The 20,519-nt window shown below is 60.5% G+C and carries 23 protein-coding genes, 1 tRNA gene and 3 pseudogenes; 10 read left to right on the forward strand and 17 right to left on the reverse strand.

Annotated features, from left to right (window positions below; translation table 11 throughout):
* Both AC1D3C_RS27970 and AC1D3C_RS27975 read left to right on the forward strand, forming a co-directional pair.
* A pseudogene (locus tag AC1D3C_RS27970) lies at positions 1-201 on the forward strand (hypothetical protein); the annotation flags it as partial.
* 68 nt (positions 202-269) lie between these two features.
* Positions 270-401: pseudogene (locus AC1D3C_RS27975) on the forward strand (transposase domain-containing protein); the annotation flags it as partial.
* An 856-nt stretch (positions 402-1,257) separates the two neighbouring features.
* Here the strand turns inward: AC1D3C_RS27975 and AC1D3C_RS27980 are convergent.
* From AC1D3C_RS27980 to AC1D3C_RS28025, 10 genes are all read right to left on the reverse strand, one after another.
* Positions 1,258-1,608, reverse strand: coding sequence for a hypothetical protein (locus AC1D3C_RS27980; RefSeq protein WP_477485166.1), 351 nt, complete (start codon positions 1,606-1,608; stop codon positions 1,258-1,260).
* On the reverse strand, positions 1,609-2,115 hold the full coding sequence (locus tag AC1D3C_RS27985; protein WP_477485167.1) for a hypothetical protein: 507 nt from the start codon (positions 2,113-2,115) through the stop codon (positions 1,609-1,611).
* A gap of 55 nt (positions 2,116-2,170) precedes the next feature.
* Positions 2,171-2,419 carry a helix-turn-helix transcriptional regulator gene (locus tag AC1D3C_RS27990; protein WP_477485168.1) on the reverse strand — a complete coding sequence of 83 codons (249 nt, stop codon included), beginning with the start codon at positions 2,417-2,419 and terminating at the stop codon, positions 2,171-2,173.
* Positions 2,416-2,652, reverse strand: a complete 237-nt coding sequence (locus tag AC1D3C_RS27995) for a hypothetical protein (protein ID WP_477485169.1) — start codon at positions 2,650-2,652, stop codon at positions 2,416-2,418. Before AC1D3C_RS27995 ends, AC1D3C_RS27990 begins: the two co-directional genes overlap by 4 nt.
* 85 nt (positions 2,653-2,737) lie before the next feature.
* Entirely contained in the window at positions 2,738-3,043 is a 306-nt protein-coding gene (locus tag AC1D3C_RS28000; RefSeq protein ID WP_477485170.1) for a hypothetical protein, read from the reverse strand.
* Between the two features lie 581 nt (positions 3,044-3,624).
* A complete protein-coding gene (locus AC1D3C_RS28005) occupies positions 3,625-3,921 on the reverse strand; it encodes a hypothetical protein (protein ID WP_477485171.1) in 297 nt (98 codons plus the stop codon).
* Between the two features lie 620 nt (positions 3,922-4,541).
* Positions 4,542-4,784 (reverse strand): hypothetical protein, encoded by a 243-nt coding sequence (locus tag AC1D3C_RS28010; protein WP_477485172.1) that lies wholly within the window; start codon positions 4,782-4,784, stop codon positions 4,542-4,544.
* A gap of 4 nt (positions 4,785-4,788) precedes the next feature.
* Positions 4,789-5,031 (reverse strand): hypothetical protein, encoded by a 243-nt coding sequence (locus AC1D3C_RS28015; RefSeq protein WP_477485173.1) that lies wholly within the window; start codon positions 5,029-5,031, stop codon positions 4,789-4,791.
* Positions 5,032-5,227: 196 nt separating this feature from the next.
* Positions 5,228-5,304 (reverse strand) — tRNA-Arg (locus AC1D3C_RS28020).
* Between the two features lie 55 nt (positions 5,305-5,359).
* Positions 5,360-6,523 carry a M20 aminoacylase family protein gene (locus tag AC1D3C_RS28025; protein WP_477485174.1) on the reverse strand — a complete coding sequence of 388 codons (1,164 nt, stop codon included), beginning with the start codon at positions 6,521-6,523 and terminating at the stop codon, positions 5,360-5,362.
* Between the two features lie 158 nt (positions 6,524-6,681).
* Here AC1D3C_RS28025 and AC1D3C_RS28030 point away from each other — a divergent pair, with 158 nt between their 5' ends.
* Entirely contained in the window at positions 6,682-7,800 is a 1,119-nt protein-coding gene (locus tag AC1D3C_RS28030) for a D-alanyl-D-alanine carboxypeptidase family protein (RefSeq protein WP_477485175.1), read from the forward strand.
* Positions 7,801-7,813: 13 nt separating this feature from the next.
* Positions 7,814-8,989 carry a CobW family GTP-binding protein gene (locus AC1D3C_RS28035; protein WP_477485176.1) on the forward strand — a complete coding sequence of 392 codons (1,176 nt, stop codon included), beginning with the start codon at positions 7,814-7,816 and terminating at the stop codon, positions 8,987-8,989.
* A 6-nt stretch (positions 8,990-8,995) separates the two neighbouring features.
* Here the strand turns inward: AC1D3C_RS28035 and AC1D3C_RS28040 are convergent, their stop codons facing one another.
* The 5 genes from AC1D3C_RS28040 to AC1D3C_RS28060 all read right to left on the reverse strand — a co-directional run bounded on the left by AC1D3C_RS28040 (position 8,996) and on the right by AC1D3C_RS28060 (position 12,825).
* The gene (locus tag AC1D3C_RS28040; protein ID WP_477485177.1) at positions 8,996-9,229 is read right to left on the reverse strand and encodes a sulfurtransferase TusA family protein; all 234 of its coding nucleotides are present in this window, start codon (positions 9,227-9,229) and stop codon (positions 8,996-8,998) included.
* A complete protein-coding gene (locus tag AC1D3C_RS28045; protein ID WP_477485178.1) occupies positions 9,226-10,512 on the reverse strand; it encodes a L,D-transpeptidase family protein in 1,287 nt (428 codons plus the stop codon). The genes AC1D3C_RS28040 and AC1D3C_RS28045 overlap by 4 nt, the downstream gene beginning before the upstream one ends.
* 181 nt (positions 10,513-10,693) lie before the next feature.
* Positions 10,694-11,647, reverse strand: coding sequence for an acetyl-CoA carboxylase carboxyltransferase subunit alpha (locus AC1D3C_RS28050; RefSeq protein ID WP_038546395.1), 954 nt, complete (start codon positions 11,645-11,647; stop codon positions 10,694-10,696).
* 63 nt (positions 11,648-11,710) lie between these two features.
* The gene (gene xerD / locus AC1D3C_RS28055; RefSeq protein WP_477485179.1) at positions 11,711-12,655 is read right to left on the reverse strand and encodes a site-specific tyrosine recombinase XerD; all 945 of its coding nucleotides are present in this window, start codon (positions 12,653-12,655) and stop codon (positions 11,711-11,713) included.
* Between the two features lie 11 nt (positions 12,656-12,666).
* On the reverse strand, positions 12,667-12,825 hold the full coding sequence (locus AC1D3C_RS28060; RefSeq protein ID WP_038546390.1) for a hypothetical protein: 159 nt from the start codon (positions 12,823-12,825) through the stop codon (positions 12,667-12,669).
* 147 nt (positions 12,826-12,972) lie between these two features.
* Here AC1D3C_RS28060 and AC1D3C_RS28065 point away from each other — a divergent pair, with 147 nt between their 5' ends.
* The 3 genes and pseudogenes from AC1D3C_RS28065 to AC1D3C_RS28075 all read left to right on the forward strand — a co-directional run.
* Positions 12,973-13,581 carry a shikimate kinase gene (locus AC1D3C_RS28065; RefSeq protein ID WP_477485180.1) on the forward strand — a complete coding sequence of 203 codons (609 nt, stop codon included), beginning with the start codon at positions 12,973-12,975 and terminating at the stop codon, positions 13,579-13,581.
* Complete coding sequence (gene aroB, locus AC1D3C_RS28070) at positions 13,578-14,720, forward strand: 3-dehydroquinate synthase (protein WP_477485181.1); 1,143 nt, start codon at positions 13,578-13,580, stop codon at positions 14,718-14,720. Before AC1D3C_RS28065 ends, aroB begins: the two co-directional genes overlap by 4 nt.
* An 11-nt stretch (positions 14,721-14,731) precedes the next feature.
* Positions 14,732-15,604: pseudogene (locus tag AC1D3C_RS28075) on the forward strand (HlyC/CorC family transporter); the annotation flags it as partial.
* A 50-nt stretch (positions 15,605-15,654) separates the two neighbouring features.
* On the opposite strand, the gene AC1D3C_RS28080 reads toward AC1D3C_RS28075, so the two are convergent.
* On the reverse strand, positions 15,655-16,284 hold the full coding sequence (locus AC1D3C_RS28080) for an inner membrane-spanning protein YciB (RefSeq protein WP_477485182.1): 630 nt from the start codon (positions 16,282-16,284) through the stop codon (positions 15,655-15,657).
* A gap of 241 nt (positions 16,285-16,525) precedes the next feature.
* Positions 16,526-16,807: a BolA family protein gene (locus AC1D3C_RS28085; protein ID WP_007753730.1), complete on the reverse strand. Its 282-nt coding sequence runs from the start codon at positions 16,805-16,807 to the stop codon at positions 16,526-16,528.
* 102 nt (positions 16,808-16,909) lie between these two features.
* Between AC1D3C_RS28085 and AC1D3C_RS28090 the strand changes: the two genes are divergently transcribed.
* The 3 genes from AC1D3C_RS28090 to cobT all read left to right on the forward strand — a co-directional run bounded on the left by AC1D3C_RS28090 (position 16,910) and on the right by cobT (position 20,509).
* The gene (locus AC1D3C_RS28090) at positions 16,910-17,545 is read left to right on the forward strand and encodes a J domain-containing protein (protein ID WP_038546382.1); all 636 of its coding nucleotides are present in this window, start codon (positions 16,910-16,912) and stop codon (positions 17,543-17,545) included.
* A gap of 61 nt (positions 17,546-17,606) precedes the next feature.
* Complete coding sequence (cobS, locus tag AC1D3C_RS28095) at positions 17,607-18,599, forward strand: cobaltochelatase subunit CobS (protein ID WP_477485183.1); 993 nt, start codon at positions 17,607-17,609, stop codon at positions 18,597-18,599.
* A gap of 14 nt (positions 18,600-18,613) precedes the next feature.
* Positions 18,614-20,509, forward strand: coding sequence for a cobaltochelatase subunit CobT (cobT, locus tag AC1D3C_RS28100; protein ID WP_477485184.1), 1,896 nt, complete (start codon positions 18,614-18,616; stop codon positions 20,507-20,509).
* The last annotated feature ends 10 nt before the right edge of the window (positions 20,510-20,519 follow it).

A 20,519-nucleotide genomic window follows, 5' to 3' on the forward strand; every position in this document is an offset into this window, starting at 1 on the left:
GAGCCAACAATAGCAACTGCCTCGGAAGTTTCCATCCAGTGGAAGCAACGCGCCAATTCGCCGATTGAGGCGCACCTCTCAGTGCGAGGGCAACTTTTCGCAATACTACAACAAGGCATTGCACCCGGGTGGTCACGCCTCGCCGTCAAGGATGGCCCGCTGGCGAAAGTGCTTGAGATTGACATGCCCAGATTTTACTAACACCAATTGAAGACATTCCATGGATCATGAACGGGAGTTTCTCCATGGAAACCTCATTGGAGTTTCTCACAACCAGGAAGCCTGCCGTCGATCCGCTGGCTTATCTGACCGCCACGCTCACTGCCATCGTCAACAGCCACAGGCAGAGCCAGATCGACGTGCTGATGCCGTGGAATTATTCGCGGCGGATAAACGGCTGAAGTCTGCTTTCGGTCCAAACCAAACTACGCTATGCACCTTCGTATTCAGAGTATGCTTGTACCGATGCCAAAGACGGCCGTCCTCCCATCATAAAAAAATCAAGGTAGGTCTTGTTTGGAAGCCTAAGCAGAACCACTGACTCCGATGCATTCGCGACTGCTTCTTCCGTGTAGGCTATAGAAGCTTTTTCAAGAAGGGCCTTCGCCTCGTCAACTGACAAGCCAGGTTCAAACCCATCGAATCTGATGACGCGTCGTGAAGCATATTTCATCTTCCCGAGCTTTGGGACTGGCACCCCGCCTGACGCCATCCACATCCGGATACCAACACGACGAACTTCTACTTGCTCTCCCCGAACCCAAAGCTCGACTTGTAGGTTGTCGTGATAGTCGAACAGGCTGTCAAATGTAACCGCGTCGCCGCTAAAGTCCCACCAACTTGGGGGGCCAAGGGCGCGTCCAACGGAGTAAAACGTGGCATCCGGACGAACCACCTGAGACGGCGATCTTTTGAGCAGAGCGAGTATCGAAAACGACGGGAGCGAATGGTTCCTGATCATCGGGCTTGGATAGCAAACTCCGTTGTCAGCGACAATGTCGCCTTCTGGCGCGTCATGCCGTCAATGTTGGAGCGGTAGCTTTCGGAACGGCCTAACGCGCTTGGTCAATGTGCGAGGAAAACACCGCTTACGGATATCGGCTTACGCTGGGGAACGTTCGTCATCAGTCGCAGTTCGAACAACAGACGCAGCGGCCCTTCCATCCATCAGCACTTCACCGAACCCTGCTGCGTTCAACACTACTCCGCAATCCCTCGACTAGGCCCGCTTCGGCGGGCTTCTCTTTGGAGTGTCGTCTATTCCAGATTCCGTTTCAGTGCTTTCAGGAGCGCGTCTAGCTCGGCGTTCGAGCCATGTGCCAGCATGAGGTTGTCGGCAACCTCTATGATAGCCGTCAGCACCTCGGTCTCTTCCCATCCGGCTTTCACCGCAGCCTCGATTATCTCCTGCAGCGGGATCTCGATCGCCATCTGGCAGAACAGGTGGCGGTTCTCGTCGCCAGCCGGGACGGTGGGTGATGGTATGCCGCTCACAGAGGGGAAATAAAGTGCCGCACGGTGTCGGCAACCCGGCAGGCCTCCATTGGCCATTCCGTCGGCGAAGACTACTGCTCCAGCTGATTTCTCAGTCCAAGCTGACTTCCGCATCTACGACGGGCCATCCACTCCCCTATTCTTCTGGAGCACGGACGTCGGCACCTTCCCTTTGCCAAAGATCTTTTCGAGATACAGGCGCTCCCGGATCAAGGTGGCCTCCTTCTCGTACTCCTTGCGCCGTGCTTCGCTTGCTTCTCGCTTCTGGCGCCGCGCCTCTTGAAATGCCGCCTGCTGGATGTCACGCTCCTTGCGCTTCCGATCGCGCGCCACAATTTTAGCAGCCTTCAGAACGTCCTGATCGGTAGTCTCCAGGGGTTGCCGCTTCGACCATTTGACGTTGCCGGTCGCTGTGCGGCTGTCGATAAAAGCTTGAATGTCGGCCAGCCGGTAGCGTCGACTCTCGCGCTTGCCGCCTATCCCCACATTGACGTAGCTGATGTCGCCGTGCAGCGCGAGGGCGTGAAGCTGGGCAGTCGAGATGGCGAGGAGCTCGGCCGCAGCGGATGGCCTGAGAAGTTGGAACGGCTCTGATTGTCGGTTATAGAGCTCATCGATCACTCGCAATGTCGGCCCAGATGAGGATCGTGCCCTTTCCATCCATACCGTTCTGGCATCACAGCTTCTCCCGGCGCGAGAGTATCTCGTCGATCATGTTGCCCGCGTCGTACGGCAGGTCGGAGAAGGCAGCATCTAGGGCTAAACGATCCCAGATGACCCGTCCGTCAATCTTGCGCGGCTTTGGCATCCGCTTGTCAGAGACCATCTCGTCGAACTTCGTGGTGCCGACGCCGACGTAACGCGCGGCTTCCTCGCGGGACATTCCGCGCGGCGGGTAGGACAGGCTGTCGGCCATCTTCCTCATTCGCTTACCTTCGAACATTGGGCGGCAGCTTGCTTTTGCCTGATCTTTTCACGGAACCTCGCTCCCATTCCTGATGAGCTTTCAACCGCTCCGATATTCATGGCGCGGTCCAGATCGTCCCGATACCAAAACTTACGCCTCGTCGTGTCAACCACCCGAGGCTGTGGATATGTCGTACCGACGCGCTCGAGGAAATCCTCAACATGGCGCTCGCCGCAGTAGGCAGCGGCCATGTCTGCCATCATGCGTGGTGGCCAGGTGTCAGGCGGAAAAGTCGGAGGTCGTCGCTTGCTCATGCCGACGTGGTGGCTATCGACGTCACGCGGAAAGGGTTGGCGCGTTCGACTCACGTTGAATGCGTTCTTGAAGCGCGTCGGCGACGGCCTTCAGGAAGTCCTTGCGGCGCTGGTCCAGTGTCACCTCGGCATCAAGCGTCAATGGCCCGCGGATCTTTTCCATGAACCCTGAATGATCGAAGCGATCGGAAGCCACATTCACTTCGACCTCATCCATGAAATGAGCAAGAAGAGGCGCCAGGTCGATGTCAGGATCCTTCTGGAACTGGATTGCCATCTGCTGAGCGAGTTTGCGCATCTGTGTGTATGGGCCGAATTCGACAGTCATCTAAATCTCCTGCGGTCTGACGTGAGGGAATTAGATAGGTACGCTCTTCTCCCGCGGCGATAAGTCATTTCGCGATCAGTAACGAGAAGCCCCTTATCGCTAGTGGCAGACCAGGAGCCGACGGCTAACGAGGCGGTAGCCAGGCAGGACCGAGCTTGTCGAAACCAGACGGTCGCTCGAACGCGGGCTTTCCAACCGGTTTCACAACGGGTGGGCAGTCACATGTAAACCGATTTCCATGTCCATCGATCAGATAGCCTTTACAGTCTGGACATATCACGCCGTCTCCGATCGCCTCGGACCATATCGCTCGCCCTCACCCTGCCCGAGCAACGTGCCACGATGCAGGCGGGAGTCAAACTAGAGGGCAAAATCGTCTGGAAGCTTTCCGCTTGAGTCGTCGTCTCCCCAGCTTTCACTTCCGTACCTCAGTCCGTTCCGCGTTGCGGCCGGCGCCTCTGTGACGACGGGGAGAACAGTCATCACGAGGGTTCGCATATCAATCTGGACAACCGATCCGGTCGCTTTCGCAGCACGGAAGATGCGCTCGATGTCAGCCTGGCGGAAAGCGGCGCGCGTCATCAATGGCCCTCTGGATCTCGCTTCAGCCCTTTGAACGCAATCTTGCCGGCTTCTGTCAACCAAACTGCGGCAGGCGCCGGGCTACCGTTAGTGTCGGGCTTGAAATCAATAAGGCCTCGGAGCCAGAGCCGGTGCGCAGTGTTGTGACCGAATTCCGTGAACAGGTCCACGTCCATCGGGTCATCGATGCCGTGGTCGCCAAGTTCCGCCAGCACTTTGCGTTCGCGTTTTCCTAACGGCGTCTTCACAAACAGCTTTTCCCACTCCTCATGGTTCTCGGATCGAAGTGTCCGCATATTAGGTTTCACTTGTACCTCAGCGGGTACCGCGACATTCCGAGGCTTTCTGCCGCCTGATCGATCTTGCTGTGCCCTCTTGGCATCCCACTAAGCCCAAGCCGCTTCCCCCTCCTCTCGGGTGGGCTTAGCTTTAATGGCTGAGATGATCGGAGGATCGAATGGTGACACTGTGATCGAGCCATCGCGCTCCAATCGCACCGAGACGCCCTTCTCCAGCGCAATGTCGGCGGCCATCCGGATCGCCGGCTTACTCCATGCGAATCGCTGTTCCATTACGCCGTCATCGTCCAGTCCTGACCATCCTCACTTTCGACGGGCCAATCTAGCATTGCTGCCTCGATTTCAGCGACTAGCCATATCTTCCGGGGATTCCATTTGCGTGGGGAGGGAGCGAACCGTCAGCGACCATCTTGTCGACCGTGTTGGGAGACACGCTTATAGCCAGAGCTACCTCGCTACGGTTAAGCCCTATCCGCGGGACGGCCCTATGATCTGATCTCATCGTGAACTTCGACGCTCCGTCTGTGTCGGTCATCAACGGTGCCGATTATAGTTCAGCGCCAGCAACAGAATCGCCAGCGCCGCGTAAAAAGCCAAATGGATTTTCGGCCAGTTCATTATTCGAAGTCCGGGCAATCGCCGTGCTGGTACAGGATCACCGGCGGCCCATATTCCCCGATCGCCGGATCAGCTTCCCGGCTCCATGCGACGACGCCCGCATATTGATCTGCCATCAACCGCGCCTCGCGCTTTGCCCGCTCTTCCGTGTCCACCTGGCGCGGATCGAATGCCGGCACCAAATCCCCCTCATCGTTCCTTTGAAACGCTGCCAGCACGATCAGCTTCGCTTTCGTGGACATAGGCTCACCTTTTCCCCTTCCGCGCCGTCGCTTTCCGCGCGCCCCGTCGCACGTTAAATGCGAGATCCAAGGCAAGATTCATATGTTCTAGCACAAGGGCGGCGTTCTCCGGAGACGGATCTTTCCGGTAGCCATCATGGATGTCGTCCCAGCGGATGCCCTCGGCAGCATCGATCCGAGCCTGTCGCCTGGCGAGGGCACGGACGAATTCTAACAGCGCTGGGTCCGGAACCTTCTCGTTCGTCATCGCTCGTCCTCAAAAGCCGCACCCGCGTGGCGTTCCGCGAAAGCGAATCGGGTGTGTCAGAGCATGTCGCATGTTGCAATCCATGTTGCACGGATTCGCCGTGAACGCAGGGGATTTGCTGTAAATCAACGAAACCTGCCGGAAGGCAAACGCGACATGATTTTCGCAATTTCGGCAGGTAAATCGTTGAATTTGCTGGTGATCCCAGATGGATTCGAACCATCGGCCTCAGGATTAGGAATCCTGCGCTCTATCCTGCTGAGCTATGGGACCACGTGAGGAATTCCATACAAAAGGCGAGGCGTTTAGCCAAGCCTTTTCCTCTCCTTCATTCCGTCAACCGCTGTTCGGCGAGCCGAACCCAGTATGAAATGCCGTAGGAAATCGCTTCGTCGTCGAAATCGTAATGCGGATTGTGGAGCGCTGCCGTATCGCCGTTGCCGATGAAGATGAAGGCGCCGGGGCGGCGTTTCAGCATGAAAGCGAAATCTTCGCCGGCCATGGTCGGCTCGACATTGGTGTCGACATTCGAGGCGCCCACCACTTCCGTCGCGACGCCGATCGCATGCTCCGTTTCGAGGTCATGATTGAAGGTAACCGGGCACTGGCGGTAATAATCGATCTCCGCCTCGGCGCCGTGGGCACTGACGATACCCTCGACGATCTGGCGGATGCGGTTTTCGGCAAGGTCGCGGGTCGCCTCGCTGAGCGTCCGGACCGTGCCCCAGAGCGTCGCCTGGTCGGGAATGATGTTATAGGCCGTGCCGGCGTCGAAGCGGGTCACCGAAATGACGACCGAATGGACCGGGTCTGCGTTGCGGGCGGCGATCGCCTGCAGGCTGCCGACGAGCTGCGAGCCGATAAAGATCGGGTCGATGGTCTTGTGCGGCTGGGCGGCATGGCCGCCTCGGCCTTTGATGGTGATGGTGAAGCGGTCGGGTGCTGCCATGATGCCGCCCTTGCGGATGGCGAACTGGCCGAGCGGAATGCCGGGCATGTTGTGCATGCCGTAGACTTCCTCGATGCCGAAACGCTCCATCATGCCGTCGTCGACCATCGCCAGCGCGCCGGCGCCGCCCTCTTCGGCCGGCTGGAAGATCAGCGCCACGGTGCCGTTGAAATTGCGGGTTTCCGCGAGGTATTTCGCCGCACCGAGGAGCATCGACGTGTGGCCGTCGTGGCCGCAGGCGTGCATCTTGCCGGGGACCTTCGAAGCCCAGGGTTTGCCGGTGATTTCGGTGAGCGGCAGGGCGTCCATGTCGGCGCGGAGCCCGATCGTGCGGCCACCTGGGCCTTTGCCGCGAATGATGCCGACGACGCCGGTGCGGCCGATGCCGGGCACCACTTCGTCGACGCCGAATTCCTTCAGCTTCTGTTCCACGAAGGAGGCGGTGTTCTCGACCTCGTAAAGAATCTCAGGATTTTCATGAAGATATCGTCGCCACTCGCTGACTTCGCCCTGAAGTTCGGCGGCTCGGTTCAAAATCGGCATAATGTTCCCTGTTGCTGGCTGGTCACGCGGTTATGACAAGTCCTCCCGGCCGGAGTGTGCCTGTCATGATTGACGTAATCAATCTTCTTTGCCATTGCTTGGCCACATACGCCGCATATGCGCCGCACTCGTTAAAGCCGTAACAACGAGGGAAACCCTTGCCGACTTCAAGCCTCCGATCCGTGTCTGCCACCCGGTTGATTTCTGCCGTGACGGCCATTGGGCTTTTCGTATCCGCGGGCAGCGCAGCCGCCAATCCGAAGATCGTTGTCGATGCGAAGACCGGCAAGGTGATTGCCCATGAGGACGCCTTCCTGAAATGGTATCCGGCGTCGCTGACCAAGCTGATGACCGCTTACGTTGCCTTCAAGGCCCTGAAGAGCGGCAAGCTCTCGCTCGAGACGCCGGTGGTGATGAGCAAGTGGGCGACCGACCAGCCGGCGAGCAAGATGTATTTCACGCCCGGCACGACGATGACGATGGACAACGCGCTGAAGATGATGCTCGTGAAATCGGCCAACGACATGGCGGTTGCGGTAGCCGAGGCCGTCGGGGGCACTCAGGAGCAGTTCGTGGCGATGATGAATGCCCAGGCCAAGGCGCTCGGCATGACTTCGACCCAGTACATCAATCCGCACGGCCTGCCGGGCAGGGGCCAGTTCTCGACCGCCCGCGACCTGGCGCTGCTGACGCTGAGGCTCAAGCAGGATTTCCCGGAATACCAAAGCTATTTCTCGCTTGAGGGCATCGATACCGGCTCCAAGCAATATCCCAATTTCAACACGCTGATCGGCCGGTTCGACGGCGCCGACGGCATGAAGACCGGCTTCATCTGTGCCTCCGGGTTCAACCAGATCGGCTCCGCGACGCGGGATGGCCGCTCGGTGATTTCCGTGGTGCTGGGTTCGGACAGCCTCGCCGGCCGAGCCGACGACACCGCCAACCTGCTGCAACAGGGACTGACCTCGACGACGGCCGGGGGCGTGGCGCTGCCGGCGCTCGCGCCTTATGGCGACACGGCTGAGGTCAACGACGTCAGCGCCGAGATCTGCAATCCGAAGGCCGCAAAAGTGCGCAGCGAAACGCGTGACGATGCAGGCCGCACCATCCAGCATTCGCCCTATATCCATGAAATGGCACGGCCGCCGGTCTATACGCTGCTCGCCCTGCTTTCCGGCGGCGAGGCTCCGCCACCGCCGCCGAAGGGCGCCAAGAAGGCAGCGGTTGCCGCCAATGCCCTCAATGTGCCGATCCCGCAGCCACGTCCGACATTCTGAACGAGAATAGATCATGTCCTCTGCCCGCAGCCGGATTCCCGTCTCCATCCTCACCGGGTTTCTCGGCGCAGGAAAATCGACCCTGCTGAACCGCATCCTGAAGGATCCGGGCACCAGCGATACGGCCGTGATTATCAACGAGTTCGGCGAGGTCGGGATCGACAACTTCCTGGTCGAAGCGTCCGGCGATGCGCTGCTGGAGATTGCCAATGGCTGCCTCTGCTGCACGGTGCGCGGCGAACTGGTGGATTCGCTCGCTTCGATCATGGATGGCATCCAGACCGGCCGTCTGAGGCCGATCCGCCGCATCGTCATCGAAACGACGGGCCTTGCGGATCCTGCGCCGGTCATGCAGTCGGTGATGGGCAATCCGGTTATCGCCCAGAATTTCGAGCTCGACGGCGTCATCACCGTGGTCGATGCGGTGAACGGCGTCTCCACGCTCGACCGTCATCAGGAGGCGGTGAAGCAGGTGGCGGTGGCCGACCGGCTGATCATCTCCAAACAGTCAATGGCGGACGCTTCCCAGTTGGCGGCGCTGAAAAGCCGGCTCGCCGCGCTCAATCCGCGGGCGCTGGTCGTCGATGGAGACAGCGGGGAGGCCGGCACGGCTGCCATTCTGGTGAACGGCCTCTACGACCCGGCCACGAAGATCGCCGACGTGGATCGCTGGCTGCACGACGAGATGGCGAATGACACCGAAGAGCATCATCATCACGATCATGGTCACGACCACCACGATGATCATCACCATGGCCACGAGCACCACGGGCATGGCCATCACCACCATCATCATGACGTGAACCGCCACGGCGACGACATCCGCTCCTTCTCGATCATCCACGAGAGGCCGATCGATCCGATGGCGATCGAGATGTTCATCGACCTGCTGCGCTCGGCGCATGGTGAGAAGCTGCTCCGGATGAAGGCGATCGTGGCACTATCGGATAATCCGGATCGTCCGCTGGTGCTGCATGGGGTGCAGAGCGTCTTCCATCCGCCGCAGCGCCTGCCGAAATGGCCCGACGGCTCCGACCGGCGCACCCGCATGGTGCTGATCACGCAAGGGTTGGAAGAAGCTTTCGTCTCGGATCTTTTTGCGGCATTTACGGGCCAGCCCCGCGTCGACCGACCGGATCGCGCGGCGCTGGAGGACAATCCGCTCGCCGTTCCCGGCCTTCGGATGTAGGCCCGCTCAACCCTTGCGGATCAGAAACCGGTGCCCCGTCTCGGTCTTTTCCGAGCGGATCAGTTCGTGGCCTTCCTGATTGCAGAAATGTGGAATGTCGATGCCGGCGAGAGGATCGGTGGTTTCGATCGCAAGTTCCGTGCCGCTTGGCATGTCTTTCAGCCGGCGCCGCGTCTTCAGCACGGGCAGAGGACACTTCAGGCCTCTCAGATCGTAGAGGCCTGCGGTCTCAAAGCTCATTCCTGGCTCCAGAACTTCCAGAACGGCTTTTTCTTTTCCTCGCTGATCGGCGGTGCCGCATAGGCGAGCGGGTTCTGAGCCGGGATCGGAACCGTGGCGGTCGTGCCCTGCGCCGTGGTGACAGTGGGGACTGTGCCGGTGCTCTGTGCGCCCGCTGCCGGCAGGCGGTCCTGCTTCATGCGGTCGGCGGCGGAACCGGCACGGAAGGTGACGGGCGAGGCGGAGGCAAGCACGGTATTGGCCGGCTTGTTCTGGGAGGCCATCCGCTTTTCCATCATCTGCTGGAATTCCGACTGGCTCAGCAGCTTGCCGGCTTCGAGCGAGGTTCCGGTCGGCGCATAGGCGATATCGCGGCCCTTGCGCTTGTCGGCGACGACTGCCTTGCGCTCGGCTTCGGTCGGCTCGTACCAGACCTTACCGTCGAACTTCTCCAGCGCCTTCGCGTAAGTCACCTGATAGGTCTTTTCGTAGGAGGTGAGCGCAGCCGAGAGGGCCGGCGGAGTGGACATGGGTGGGCAGGCTGCGGCGGGAGCGAAGGTGCCGTTGCTATCGGCCTGCTGGTTGAAGACATACTTCTTGTCGCAGACGTTGACTTCCGGCGGACGCTTGGTGACCTCGAAATGATCGTAGCCGGTCTTCAGCATTTTCCAGAAGTCGAAATTCTGGCTGTCGCGGTGGCGCGCCATGTTTTCGGCGGTCATGCGGAAGGGAAGCGCCTGCAACTGCACCGAGGTCTGGCCGCCCTTGAAGGCGTCACGCGCGAAGGCGTAGATTTCCAGGACCTGTTCGTCGGTCATCGAATAGCAGCCGGAGGACGAACAGGCGCCGTGGATCATCAGGTTCGATCCGCTGCGGCCGTTTGCGGCATCGTAGCGGTTCGGGAAGCCGGTGTTGATGGCGAGGTAATATTTGGAATTCGGGTTCAGGTGCGCCGGCGTCAGGTTATAGAAGCCTTCCGGAGCCTGCCGGTCGCCTTCCTTGACCTTGGGGCCGAGCTTCCCGGACCAGGCGCAGATGTCGTAGCTCTTGATCACCTCGAAGCGGTTGTCGGCCCTCGCCTTCCAGACCTCCAGCTTGCCCTCTTCCTTGAGGATGCGGATCATGATCGGCGAATTGCGCGGCATGTCCTTCTTCTGCATCTCGGCGAGAATGCTCGAAGGCAGGGGCTGCTCGACCTTGTTCTTGACGCTCTTCAGGTCGACGCTCGCGGAATCGAGCGTATCGTTGCAGCCCGTCAGGGCTGTTGCCACGAGGAGGGCGAAAGCGATGTGTTTCAGGCGCATCGAGACGGACCACATAGACTTGGAACGACGAACGAATTCGGTACAGGGCTTCTAGGAATAAAGCGGTAATCTTTACATATTCTTAACCGCTTGCGCCGGCCTGTCCAGCAAAACCGCCCAGGCCCCAATGTTATCAGCAATATGGCCAAATTTGGCTATTTGAGCGGCGGACAGCCGGAGATCACAGATTACGGCCGATATCGAGGAATTTCTGCCGGCGTGCAGCCCGCACTTCCTCGCCCGAAAGCCTGCCGAGATCTTCCAGCGCCGAAGCGATGACTTTGCCCGTCGCGGTGATGACGGCCTCGGGCTCGCGATGCGCCCCGCCGACCGGCTCCGGGATGATGTCGTCGATGATGCCGAGACCCTTCAGGTCTTCGGCGGTGATCTTCATGTTGGTCGCAGCCTCGCGGGCGCGGGTCGAATCGCGCCAGAGGATCGATGCCGCGCCTTCCGGGGAGATGACCGAATAGATCGAATGTTCGAGCATATAGACGCGGTTGCCGGTGGCAATCGCGATCGCGCCGCCGGAGCCGCCTTCGCCGATCACGACCGAAACCATCGGCACCTTCAGGCCCAAGCACATTTCAGTCGAGCGCGCGATGGCCTCTGCCTGGCCGCGTTCCTCGGCGCCGACGCCGGGATAGGCGCCTGCAGTGTCGATGAGGGTGATGACCGGCAGGTGGAAACGATCGGCCATTTCCATGACGCGGATTGCCTTGCGATAGCCTTCCGGACGCGCGCTGCCGAAATTGTGCTTGAGACGCGTCTTGGTGTCATGGCCCTTTTCCTGGCCGATGACCGCGACGGGCATGCCGTTGAAGCGGGCGAGGCCGGCCTGGATGGCGGCGTCCTCGCCGAAATTGCGGTCGCCGGCGAGCGGCGTGAAATCGGTGAACAAGTGGGCGGAGTAATCGAGGAAATGCGGTCGCTGCGGATGGCGCGCGACCTGCGTTTTCTCCCAGGCGCCAAGCTTGGAATAGATTTCCCTTGTGGCTTCCCTGACCCGGGTCTCCAACCTGCCGATTTCCTCGGACGTATCGATGCTTTCGTCCTCGGAGGCGAGCTTTTTGAGCTCGTGAATCTTGCCTTCGAGGTCCGAGATTGGCTTTTCGAAATCGAGATAAGTCTGCATGAGAGCCGGTTTCCGGTTGTTTTATCTCAGGAACACGGAGTTCCCATTTTGTGTTTGGGGCCTCTAATCCCGGTTTTTGGCCTGTTTTGCAAGAGGGTGGTGTGTTTGAACCAGCTCTCGCAGCCTTTCTTCCAGTACATGCGTGTAGATTTGAGTGGTGGAAATGTCGGAATGGCCGAGCAGTTCCTGCACAACGCGAAGGTCTGCCCCGTTCTGGAGGAGGTGGCTTGCGAAGGCATGGCGCATCACATGGGGAGATATCGCGGCAGCCCTAAGTCCGGCGCGCGCCGCCAGACCCTTGAGGTCGCGGGCAAACACCTGCCTCGGCAGATAGCCCCCTTTGCCGGCCGAAGGAAACAGCCACGGGCTGTCGCCGATCTTTGCGAGTGCCAGCCGCCGGACCTCGCCATAGGATGCGACGGCCGCGATCGCCGAACGGGAAAGCGGCACGAGGCGCTCCTTGTTGCCCTTGCCGCGGATGATCAGGAAACGGCCCTCCTGGTCGAGAACCTTGATCGGCAGCGATACCAGTTCGCTGACGCGCATGCCGGTCGCGTAGAGCAGTTCGAGCAGCGCCAGCATTCTGAGACGCCCGAGCTGGTCCGGCCCGGGTTCGCCGGCCTCCTTGGCAGCGAGGTCAAGCAGGCGCGTCACCTCGTCCTCGCTCATGATCTTCGGCAGCGAACGGCCTTTTTTCGGCGCGTCCAGGATCGCGGTCGGGTCATCGCCGCGCAGGCCCTCGGCATAGAGGAATTTGTAGAACTGCCGCATCGCCGACAGTTTTCTTGCCTGGGACGAAGCGGCAAAACCCTGGGCGCCGAGATGGGCGAGATAGGCGGAGAGACTGGCGCTTTCAGTCGTCAGGGCCGAGGTGTTTCTTGCAATGAGGAAGGACTGAAGATCTTCGAGGTCGCGTTCGTAAGAGGTGAGCGTGTTGCCGGCGGCTCCCCGCTCGGCGCTCATCATTTCGAGAAAGGCTTCGATATGAGCTCGGGAAAGATCGGCCATGTTCCCTGCCGTTATTGTTTCGGCGCTGCCGGGTTCAACCTCTCGGAAGGAATGCGCACCGTCACATCGCGCTCGTGCGGGTCCACCAGCATGACGAGAGCCACCATGCTTCCATAAACGATGCCTGCGATCGCCGCCAGCACGAAGAGGAAACGGAAAAGGGTGGGCATTCACGACTCCTAGGGTTGCGTCGCAATATATCGATAAAGGTTTACATATCGGCAAGAACAAACAATCCCCCGCATTCTTTGAGGGTCGCGACGGCTTGACGCTGCCGATGCATTTGTCGATACCGTTTTCTCGAAACGGACTTAACGATGACAGAAGCCGCAACCTCCGCCGCACCCGCCCTCAGCGAAAAGGCGCGCGCCGTTCTCGGCAAGCGCAACCTGATCTTCGTCGGGCTTATGGGGGCGGGCAAATCGGCGATCGGCCGGCTGGTGGCGCAGAGCCTTTCGATTCCCTTCATCGATACGGATGCGGAGATCGAGAAGGTTTCCCGCATGACCATCAGCGAACTTTTTGCGGCTTACGGCGAAACGGAGTTCCGGGCATTGGAAACCAGGGTCATCGAGCGGCTGCTGAGGGGCGGCCCGCGCGTGGTTTCGACCGGCGGCGGCGCCTTCATCAATGAGAACACCCGCCACCAGATCAAGATCGGCGGCATTTCTATTTGGCTGAAAGCAGACCTCGACGTTTTGTGGGAACGGGTGAACAAACGCGACCACCGGCCGTTGCTGAAGACCGAGAACCCCAAGCAGACGCTCGAAAATCTGATGATCCAGCGTTATCCGATCTATGCCGAGGCCGATGTAACGGTGCGGTCCGAAAATGTCCGCAAGGACGTAGTGGTCAACGAGGTGCTCTCCGCGGTGGCCAATCTGTCCGGCGAAGATGAATTGCCCAGCGAAGGTGAATTGCAATGAACATGTCTTCCCGATCCGAGGGCCGTAACGCGGAGCGTTTGGTGCACGTGCCGCTCGGCGAACGGGCCTATGACATCCTGATCGGCCCCGGCCTGATCACGCGTGCCGGCGGCGAGATCACCGCGCGGCTGAAGGGCCGCAAGGCAGCCATCGTCACCGACGAGCACGTCGCGCCGCTTTATCTCGAAGCGCTGATGGACAGCCTGCAGACGGACGGGATCGAAGCCGTGTCGCTGACGCTTCCGGCCGGCGAAAAGACCAAGAGTTTCGAACATCTGGCAACGGTCACCGACATGGTGCTGTCGGCCCGTATCGAACGCAACGACGCGGTGATAGCGCTCGGCGGCGGCGTGATCGGCGATCTTGCCGGTTTTGCGGCCGGCATCGTGCGGCGCGGCGTACGCTTCGTGCAGATCCCGACCTCGCTTCTGGCGCAGGTCGATTCGTCGGTCGGCGGCAAGACCGGTATCAACACCCGCCACGGCAAGAACCTGCTCGGCGTCTTCCATCAGCCGGACCTCGTTCTCGCCGATACCGCGGTGCTTGATTCGCTCTCCCAGCGCGAATTCCGGGCCGGTTATGCGGAAGTAGCGAAATACGGACTGATCGACCAGCCGGATTTCTTCGCGTGGCTCGAAAAGAACTGGAAAGCCGTATTTGCCGGCGGTCCGGAGCGGATGGAGGCGATTGCGATCAGCTGCCAGGCGAAATCCGACGTGGTGGTCGAGGACGAGCGCGAGACCGGCCGGCGGGCGTTGCTCAATCTCGGCCACACGTTCGGCCATGCGCTGGAAGCGGCGACCGAATATGACAGCCGCCGCCTGGTGCACGGCGAGGGCGTGGCGATCGGCATGGTGCTGGCACATCAGTTCTCGGCGCGCCTGAACCTTGCAAGCCCGGACGACGCGGCGCGGGTGACGGCCCATCTCAAGGCCGTCGGCCTGCCGGCGTCGATGAGCGATATTCCCGGAAAACTGCCGCCGACCGAAAAGCTGCTCGATGCAATTGCGCAGGACAAGAAAGTGATGAGCGGCAAGCTCACCTTCATCCTCACCCATGGCATCGGCCAGTCCTTCATCGCCAACGACGTGCCGTCGTCCGAAGTCTTGAGTTTCCTGGAGGAAAAGCGGCCGAAATGACGTCCAAACAGGGCCTCAAGTCGCGTGCTGTCAACGCGGTGATCCGCGGGTTTCTTCGCGCGCTCGGCGTTTCCCTGTCGGAACAGACCCTGGCGCTTTCCAGCCATGACGATCTGCACGCCGCTCTCGATATCGTTCATCGCGACGGAAATTTCGAAAAGCAGGACCGTGACCGGCTGAACGGCCTCTTCGAACTCGAGGAGCTCGAAGTCTCCGACGTGATGCGGCACCGCACGGTTATGCGGGCGGTCAATGCCGACGACCCGCCGGAAGTGGCGGTGCGCACCGTGCTTGAAAGCCCCTATACGCGCATGCCGCTCTGGCGCAATTCGACCGAGAATATCATCGGTGTCGTCCACGCCAAGGATCTGCTGCGGGCGCTCGCCGAGCCGAATGTCGAGCCGGAAAACCTCGACATCGTCAAGATCGCCCAAAAACCATGGTTCGTGCCCGACAGCACCAGCCTCAAGGACCAGCTCAGCGCCTTCCTGCGACGCAAGGGGCATTTCGCGGTCGTCGTCGACGAATATGGCGAGGTACAGGGCATCGTCACGCTCGAAGACATTCTTGAAGAGATCGTCGGCGACATTGCCGACGAACACGATATCGAGATCCAAGGCGTGCGCCAGGAGGCGGACGGTTCGATCGTCGTCGGCGGTTCCGTGCCGATCCGCGATCTGAACCGCGCACTCGACTGGAGCCTGCCGGATGAGGAGGCGACGACGATCGCCGGCCTCGTCATCCACGAATCGAAGCTGATCCCGGAGGAGCGGCAGGCGTTTACGTTCTATGGCAAGCGCTTCACGGTCATGAAGCGCGAGAAAAACCGCATTACGCGGCTGCGCATCCGTCCGGTGGGAGATGCGGCGCTGCCGGCGGAGTAGTCTTTCGTTTTGCGAAAGGCTTTCAAACGCTGAATTGCCGGCTTTCCGCCCTAGGCAGACTTCGGCAACGTTGATGATTTGGCTTGCCACCCTGTCGAAATCAGCAGGTCTTCGCGCTCATTGACCGGCATGGCGCGAATCCGCTGCCGCGCCGTGAGACGTATTGCGGCAAATCCGGCTATGGATAGAACCACTTTGCTGGCAATTCCGAAGATCGTCATGGTCAGGGCCCAGGTTGCCACGTCTTTGCTCACCGCCAGATAAGCATTCAACATGGCGGAGATAAACATGAGACCTGCCCACGCGAAACCCACATAAGTCGCGATATCGGAGGCGACAGCCCTTGCAATCGGAGGCAGGTAGCGGTTCATCCAGCCGGGCCTCAGCATCACAATGCCGATGATCGCGTAAATCGCGCTTGGCTTGAACAGGACAAAGCGCGGGTCGTCCGTCAACACCGTTGCGGTGCCTGACGCGATTACTAGGAAAAGGCTGACCCATTCCATGACGTCGATCGGCTTCCGCCGGGCAAACTGCACCGCGATCTGAATAAGTCCAAGCAACATTCCGAGGCAAGCCGAAAGAACGGCATTATGGGTCAGGGAGAACAGGACGAGAAAGAGCAGGCTTGAGGCCAGATCGCTGAGCAACAATCTGATCGTTTGCAGGAAAGCTTTCATTGGCTGCTGGCCCTTGTGACGACTGCTGCAGAAAATGTCGCCTGTTGGCGCAGCGCCTCATTCCCCAATGCAGATCTCAAATATCCTTTTGCTTCAGAAGGAGCAATGTCAGCTTCTGGGCGTCAATCGACCGCTGCCTCGTCAGCTATCGGGAAGCGGTGCAGGTCGGCCAAAGCGATATCCCACAATGCGTGATGCCCGTACCTTGGCCTCTCGCTCCGCCATCCCTATCTAAGCCCTGTCACCAGCGCGTCGGCTCACCCGGTGCCGAGGCTTCCACCGCGAGTGCGTGGAGGCCGGCGTCGAGTTCCGGCTTCAGCAGGGCATTCACCGTCCGATGCCGGTCGAGCCGGCTCATTCCGGAAAATTTTTTCGAAACGATGCGGACCCGCATATGGGTTTCGCCGGTTCCGGTGATGTCGGGTTGATGGCCGGCGTGCTGATGGCTTTCATCGATAACGACCAGCCGTTCCGGTTCGAGATTGTCGGTGAGCGTGATTTCGATTCGGGATTTGACGGACATCGCGGTCTCCGTTGCGACGCAAAAGGGCATCTCACAAACCAGTAAGAAAGGACTTTGTCAATTCTTGCCGCGCCCTCTTCGTCGCCCCATAATGAGGGCCTTATGAAACTAGATTCCAAATATTTCGACCGCATCCGGACGCGCAAGAACAGGCAGCAGGAAGCTGTGCCTGAAGCGCCCACTTGCCAATGGGACGGGTGCGACAAACCCGGCGTCCATCGTGCACCCGTTGGCCGCAACGCGGAAGGCCAGTTCTTTCTGTTCTGTTTCGAACACGTCAGGGAATACAACAAGGGCTACAACTATTTCTCCGGCCTTTCGGACAGCGAGATCGCCCGTTACCAGAAGGAGGCGATCACCGGCCATCGTCCGACCTGGACCGTCGGCGTCAACAAGGCCGCCAAGGATGCCCCGCTTCATTCGACGGCGCGTTCGGGGGCTGCCGGTGCCACCGGCGCCCAGCAGCGCTTCAGGGATCCGTTCGGCTTCGTGTCCAGTGCGCGGGCGGCCGGCCCCCGTTTCCAGACGCAGGGGCGCAAGCTGAAGACCTTGGAAGCCAAAGCCTTCGATACGATGGAGTTGGCGGCCAATGCGTCGGCTGCGGAGATCAAGACCCGCTACAAGGAACTGGTCAAGAAACACCATCCGGATGCGAATGGCGGCGACCGCGGTTCGGAAGAACGTTTTCGTGCCGTCATTCAAGCATATCAGTTGTTGAAGCAGGCGGGTTTCTGCTAAGCCGTAAAAATTATGGCAGTAAGGATGACGGCCGGGCGGCGGCTCGCGCCTTGGAGAGACGATGAGTAAGATTGATCTAGATATTTCAAACCTTCCCGATACCCCCGTTTCGGTCAGGGAAGTCTTCGGCATCGACAGCGATATCAGGGTTCCGGCATATAGCAGCGGCGACCCCTACGTACCGGATCTCGACCCGGACTACTTGTTCGACCGCGATACGACGCTCGCCATTCTCGCCGGCTTTGCACATAACCGACGCGTCATGGTGTCCGGCTTCCACGGCACCGGCAAGTCCACCCATATCGAGCAGGTCGCAGCTCGCCTCAACTGGCCGTGCGTGCGTATCAACCTCGACAGCCATGTCAGCCGTATCGATCTCGTCGGCAAGGACGCGATCGTCCTGAAGGATGGCAAGCAGGTCACCGAATTCAAGGACGGCATCCTGCCCTGGGCCTACCAGCACAATGTCGCGCTCGTCTTCGACGAATACGATGCCGGCCGCCCGGACGTCATGTTCGTCATCCAGCGCGTTCTGGAATCCTCCGGCCGCCTGACCCTGCTCGACCAGAGCCGTGTCATCCGTCCTCACCCGGCATTCCGCATCTTCGCGACCGCCAACACGGTCGGCCTCGGCGATACGACCGGCCTTTATCACGGCACGCAGCAGATCAACCAGGCGCAGATGGACCGCTGGTCGATCGTGACGACGCTGAACTATCTGCCGCACCAGAAGGAAGTCGACATCGTCGCCGCCAAGGTCAAGTCCTTCGGTCGCACGGCCGAGGGTCGCGAGACGGTGTCGAAGATGGTGCGCGTCGCGGATCTTACCCGTTCGGCCTTCATCAACGGCGATCTCTCGACCGTGATGAGCCCGCGTACCGTCATCACCTGGGCGGAAAACGCCGAGATCTTCGGTGACATTGCGTTTGCTTTCCGCATCACCTTCCTCAACAAGTGCGACGAACTGGAACGCACGCTGGTCGCCGAACAGTACCAGCGCGCCTTCGGCGTCGAGCTGAAGGAAAGTGCCGCCAACATCGTTCTCGGAGCCTAAGCGGAGACGAGATCATGGCAGGTCGCGGAGACAATTCGAAAGCCAAATCCGGCGGTCCGGTCGATACCGAACCGTTGCGGCGGGCAATTACCGGCTGCGTGCGTTCCATCGCCGGTGACGCGGAAGTCGAGGTCACGTTCGCCAACGAGCGTCCGGGCCTTGCCGGCGAGCGCATCCGCCTGCCGGAAATCTCCAAGCGACCGACGGCACACGAGCTCGCGGTGACCCGCGGGCTCGGCGATTCCATGGCGCTGCGGATCGCCTGCCACGATACCAACGTGCATGCCAGCATGTCGCCGCAGAGTGCCGATGCCCGCGTCGTCTTCGATGCCGTCGAGCAGGCGCGCGTCGAGTCGATCGGTGCATTGCGGATGGCCGGCATGGCGTCGAACCTCAGTTCGATGCATGCGGAAAAATACTCGAAGGCGAATTTCTCTGGCGTCGAACGGCAGGAAGACGCGCCGATCGGCGAAGCGGTTGCCATGCTAGTGCGCGAGAAGCTCACCGGCATCAAGCCGCCGCCGAGTGCCGGCAAGGTGCTCGATCTCTGGCGTCCGTTCATCGAGGACAAGGCGGCTGGCGATCTCGACAACCTCCGCAACGTGATCGAGGACCAGCAGGCGTTCGCCAAGCTGGTGCGGCACATGCTCACCTCCATGCAGATGGCGGAGGAATTTGCCGACGACGATGCCGAGCCGGAGGAGATGGAGAACCCGGACCAGGAAGACCAGCCGCGCAGCAACGAGACCGAGAACGACGAGGTCGAGGAAGAGGCCGGCTCCGACGCTGCACCTGCCGAGCAGAGCGACGCTTCCGACGAGGAAATGGACGACGGCGAGATGGACGGCGCGGAAATGTCCGACGACGACATGTCGGACGACAGCGACGAACATTCCGAGACGCCCGGCGAAACCCGCCGGCCCAACAGCCCGTTCGACGATTTCAACGAGAAGGTCGACTACAAGATCTTCACCCAGGAATTCGACGAGGAAATCACGGCCGAAGAGCTTTGCGACGAAGCGGAACTCGACCGGCTGCGGGCCTTCCTCGACAAGCAGCTTGCTCATCTTCAGGGCGCCGTCGGCCGGCTTGCCAACCGCCTGCAGCGCCGCCTGATGGCGCAGCAGAACCGCTCCTGGGACTTCGACCTGGAAGAGGGGTATCTCGATCCGGCCCGGCTGGTGCGCCTGATCATCGATCCGATGCAGCCGCTCTCCTTCAAGAAGGAGCGGGATACGCAGTTCCGCGATACGGTCGTGACGCTGGTCATCGACAATTCCGGCTCGATGCGCGGCCGGCCGATCACGGTTGCCGCCACCTGCGCCGATATCCTCGCCCGCACGCTGGAGCGCTGCGGCGTCAAGGTCGAGATCCTCGGCTTCACCACCAAGGCCTGGAAGGGCGGGCAGGCGCGCGAAAAGTGGCTGGCGAGCGGCAAGCCGCCGACGCCCGGCCGCCTCAACGACCTGCGCCATATCGTCTACAAGTCGGCGGATGCGCCGTGGCGCCGCTCTCGCCGCAATCTCGGCCTGATGATGCGCGAAGGCCTGCTCAAGGAAAACATCGACGGCGAAGCGTTGATGTGGGCGCATAACCGCCTGATCGCCCGCCGCGAGCAGCGCAAGATCCTGATGATGATCTCGGATGGCGCGCCGGTCGACGATTCGACGCTGTCGGTCAACCCAGGCAATTATCTCGAGCGGCATCTTCGCGCCGTGATCGAGCAGATCGAGACGCGCTCGCCGGTGGAGCTGCTGGCAATCGGCATCGGCCATGATGTGACGCGCTACTATCGCAAGGCCGTGACCATCGTTGATGCGGACGAGCTTGCCGGGGCAATGACCGAGCAGCTTGCCGAACTGTTTGCGGAAAACGGCAGGCAGCAGGGCCGCATGCGACGGGCCAGCTGAGGTCCGCCGC

The sequence above is a fragment of the Neorhizobium sp. P1_A6 genome (genome assembly GCF_056406795.1).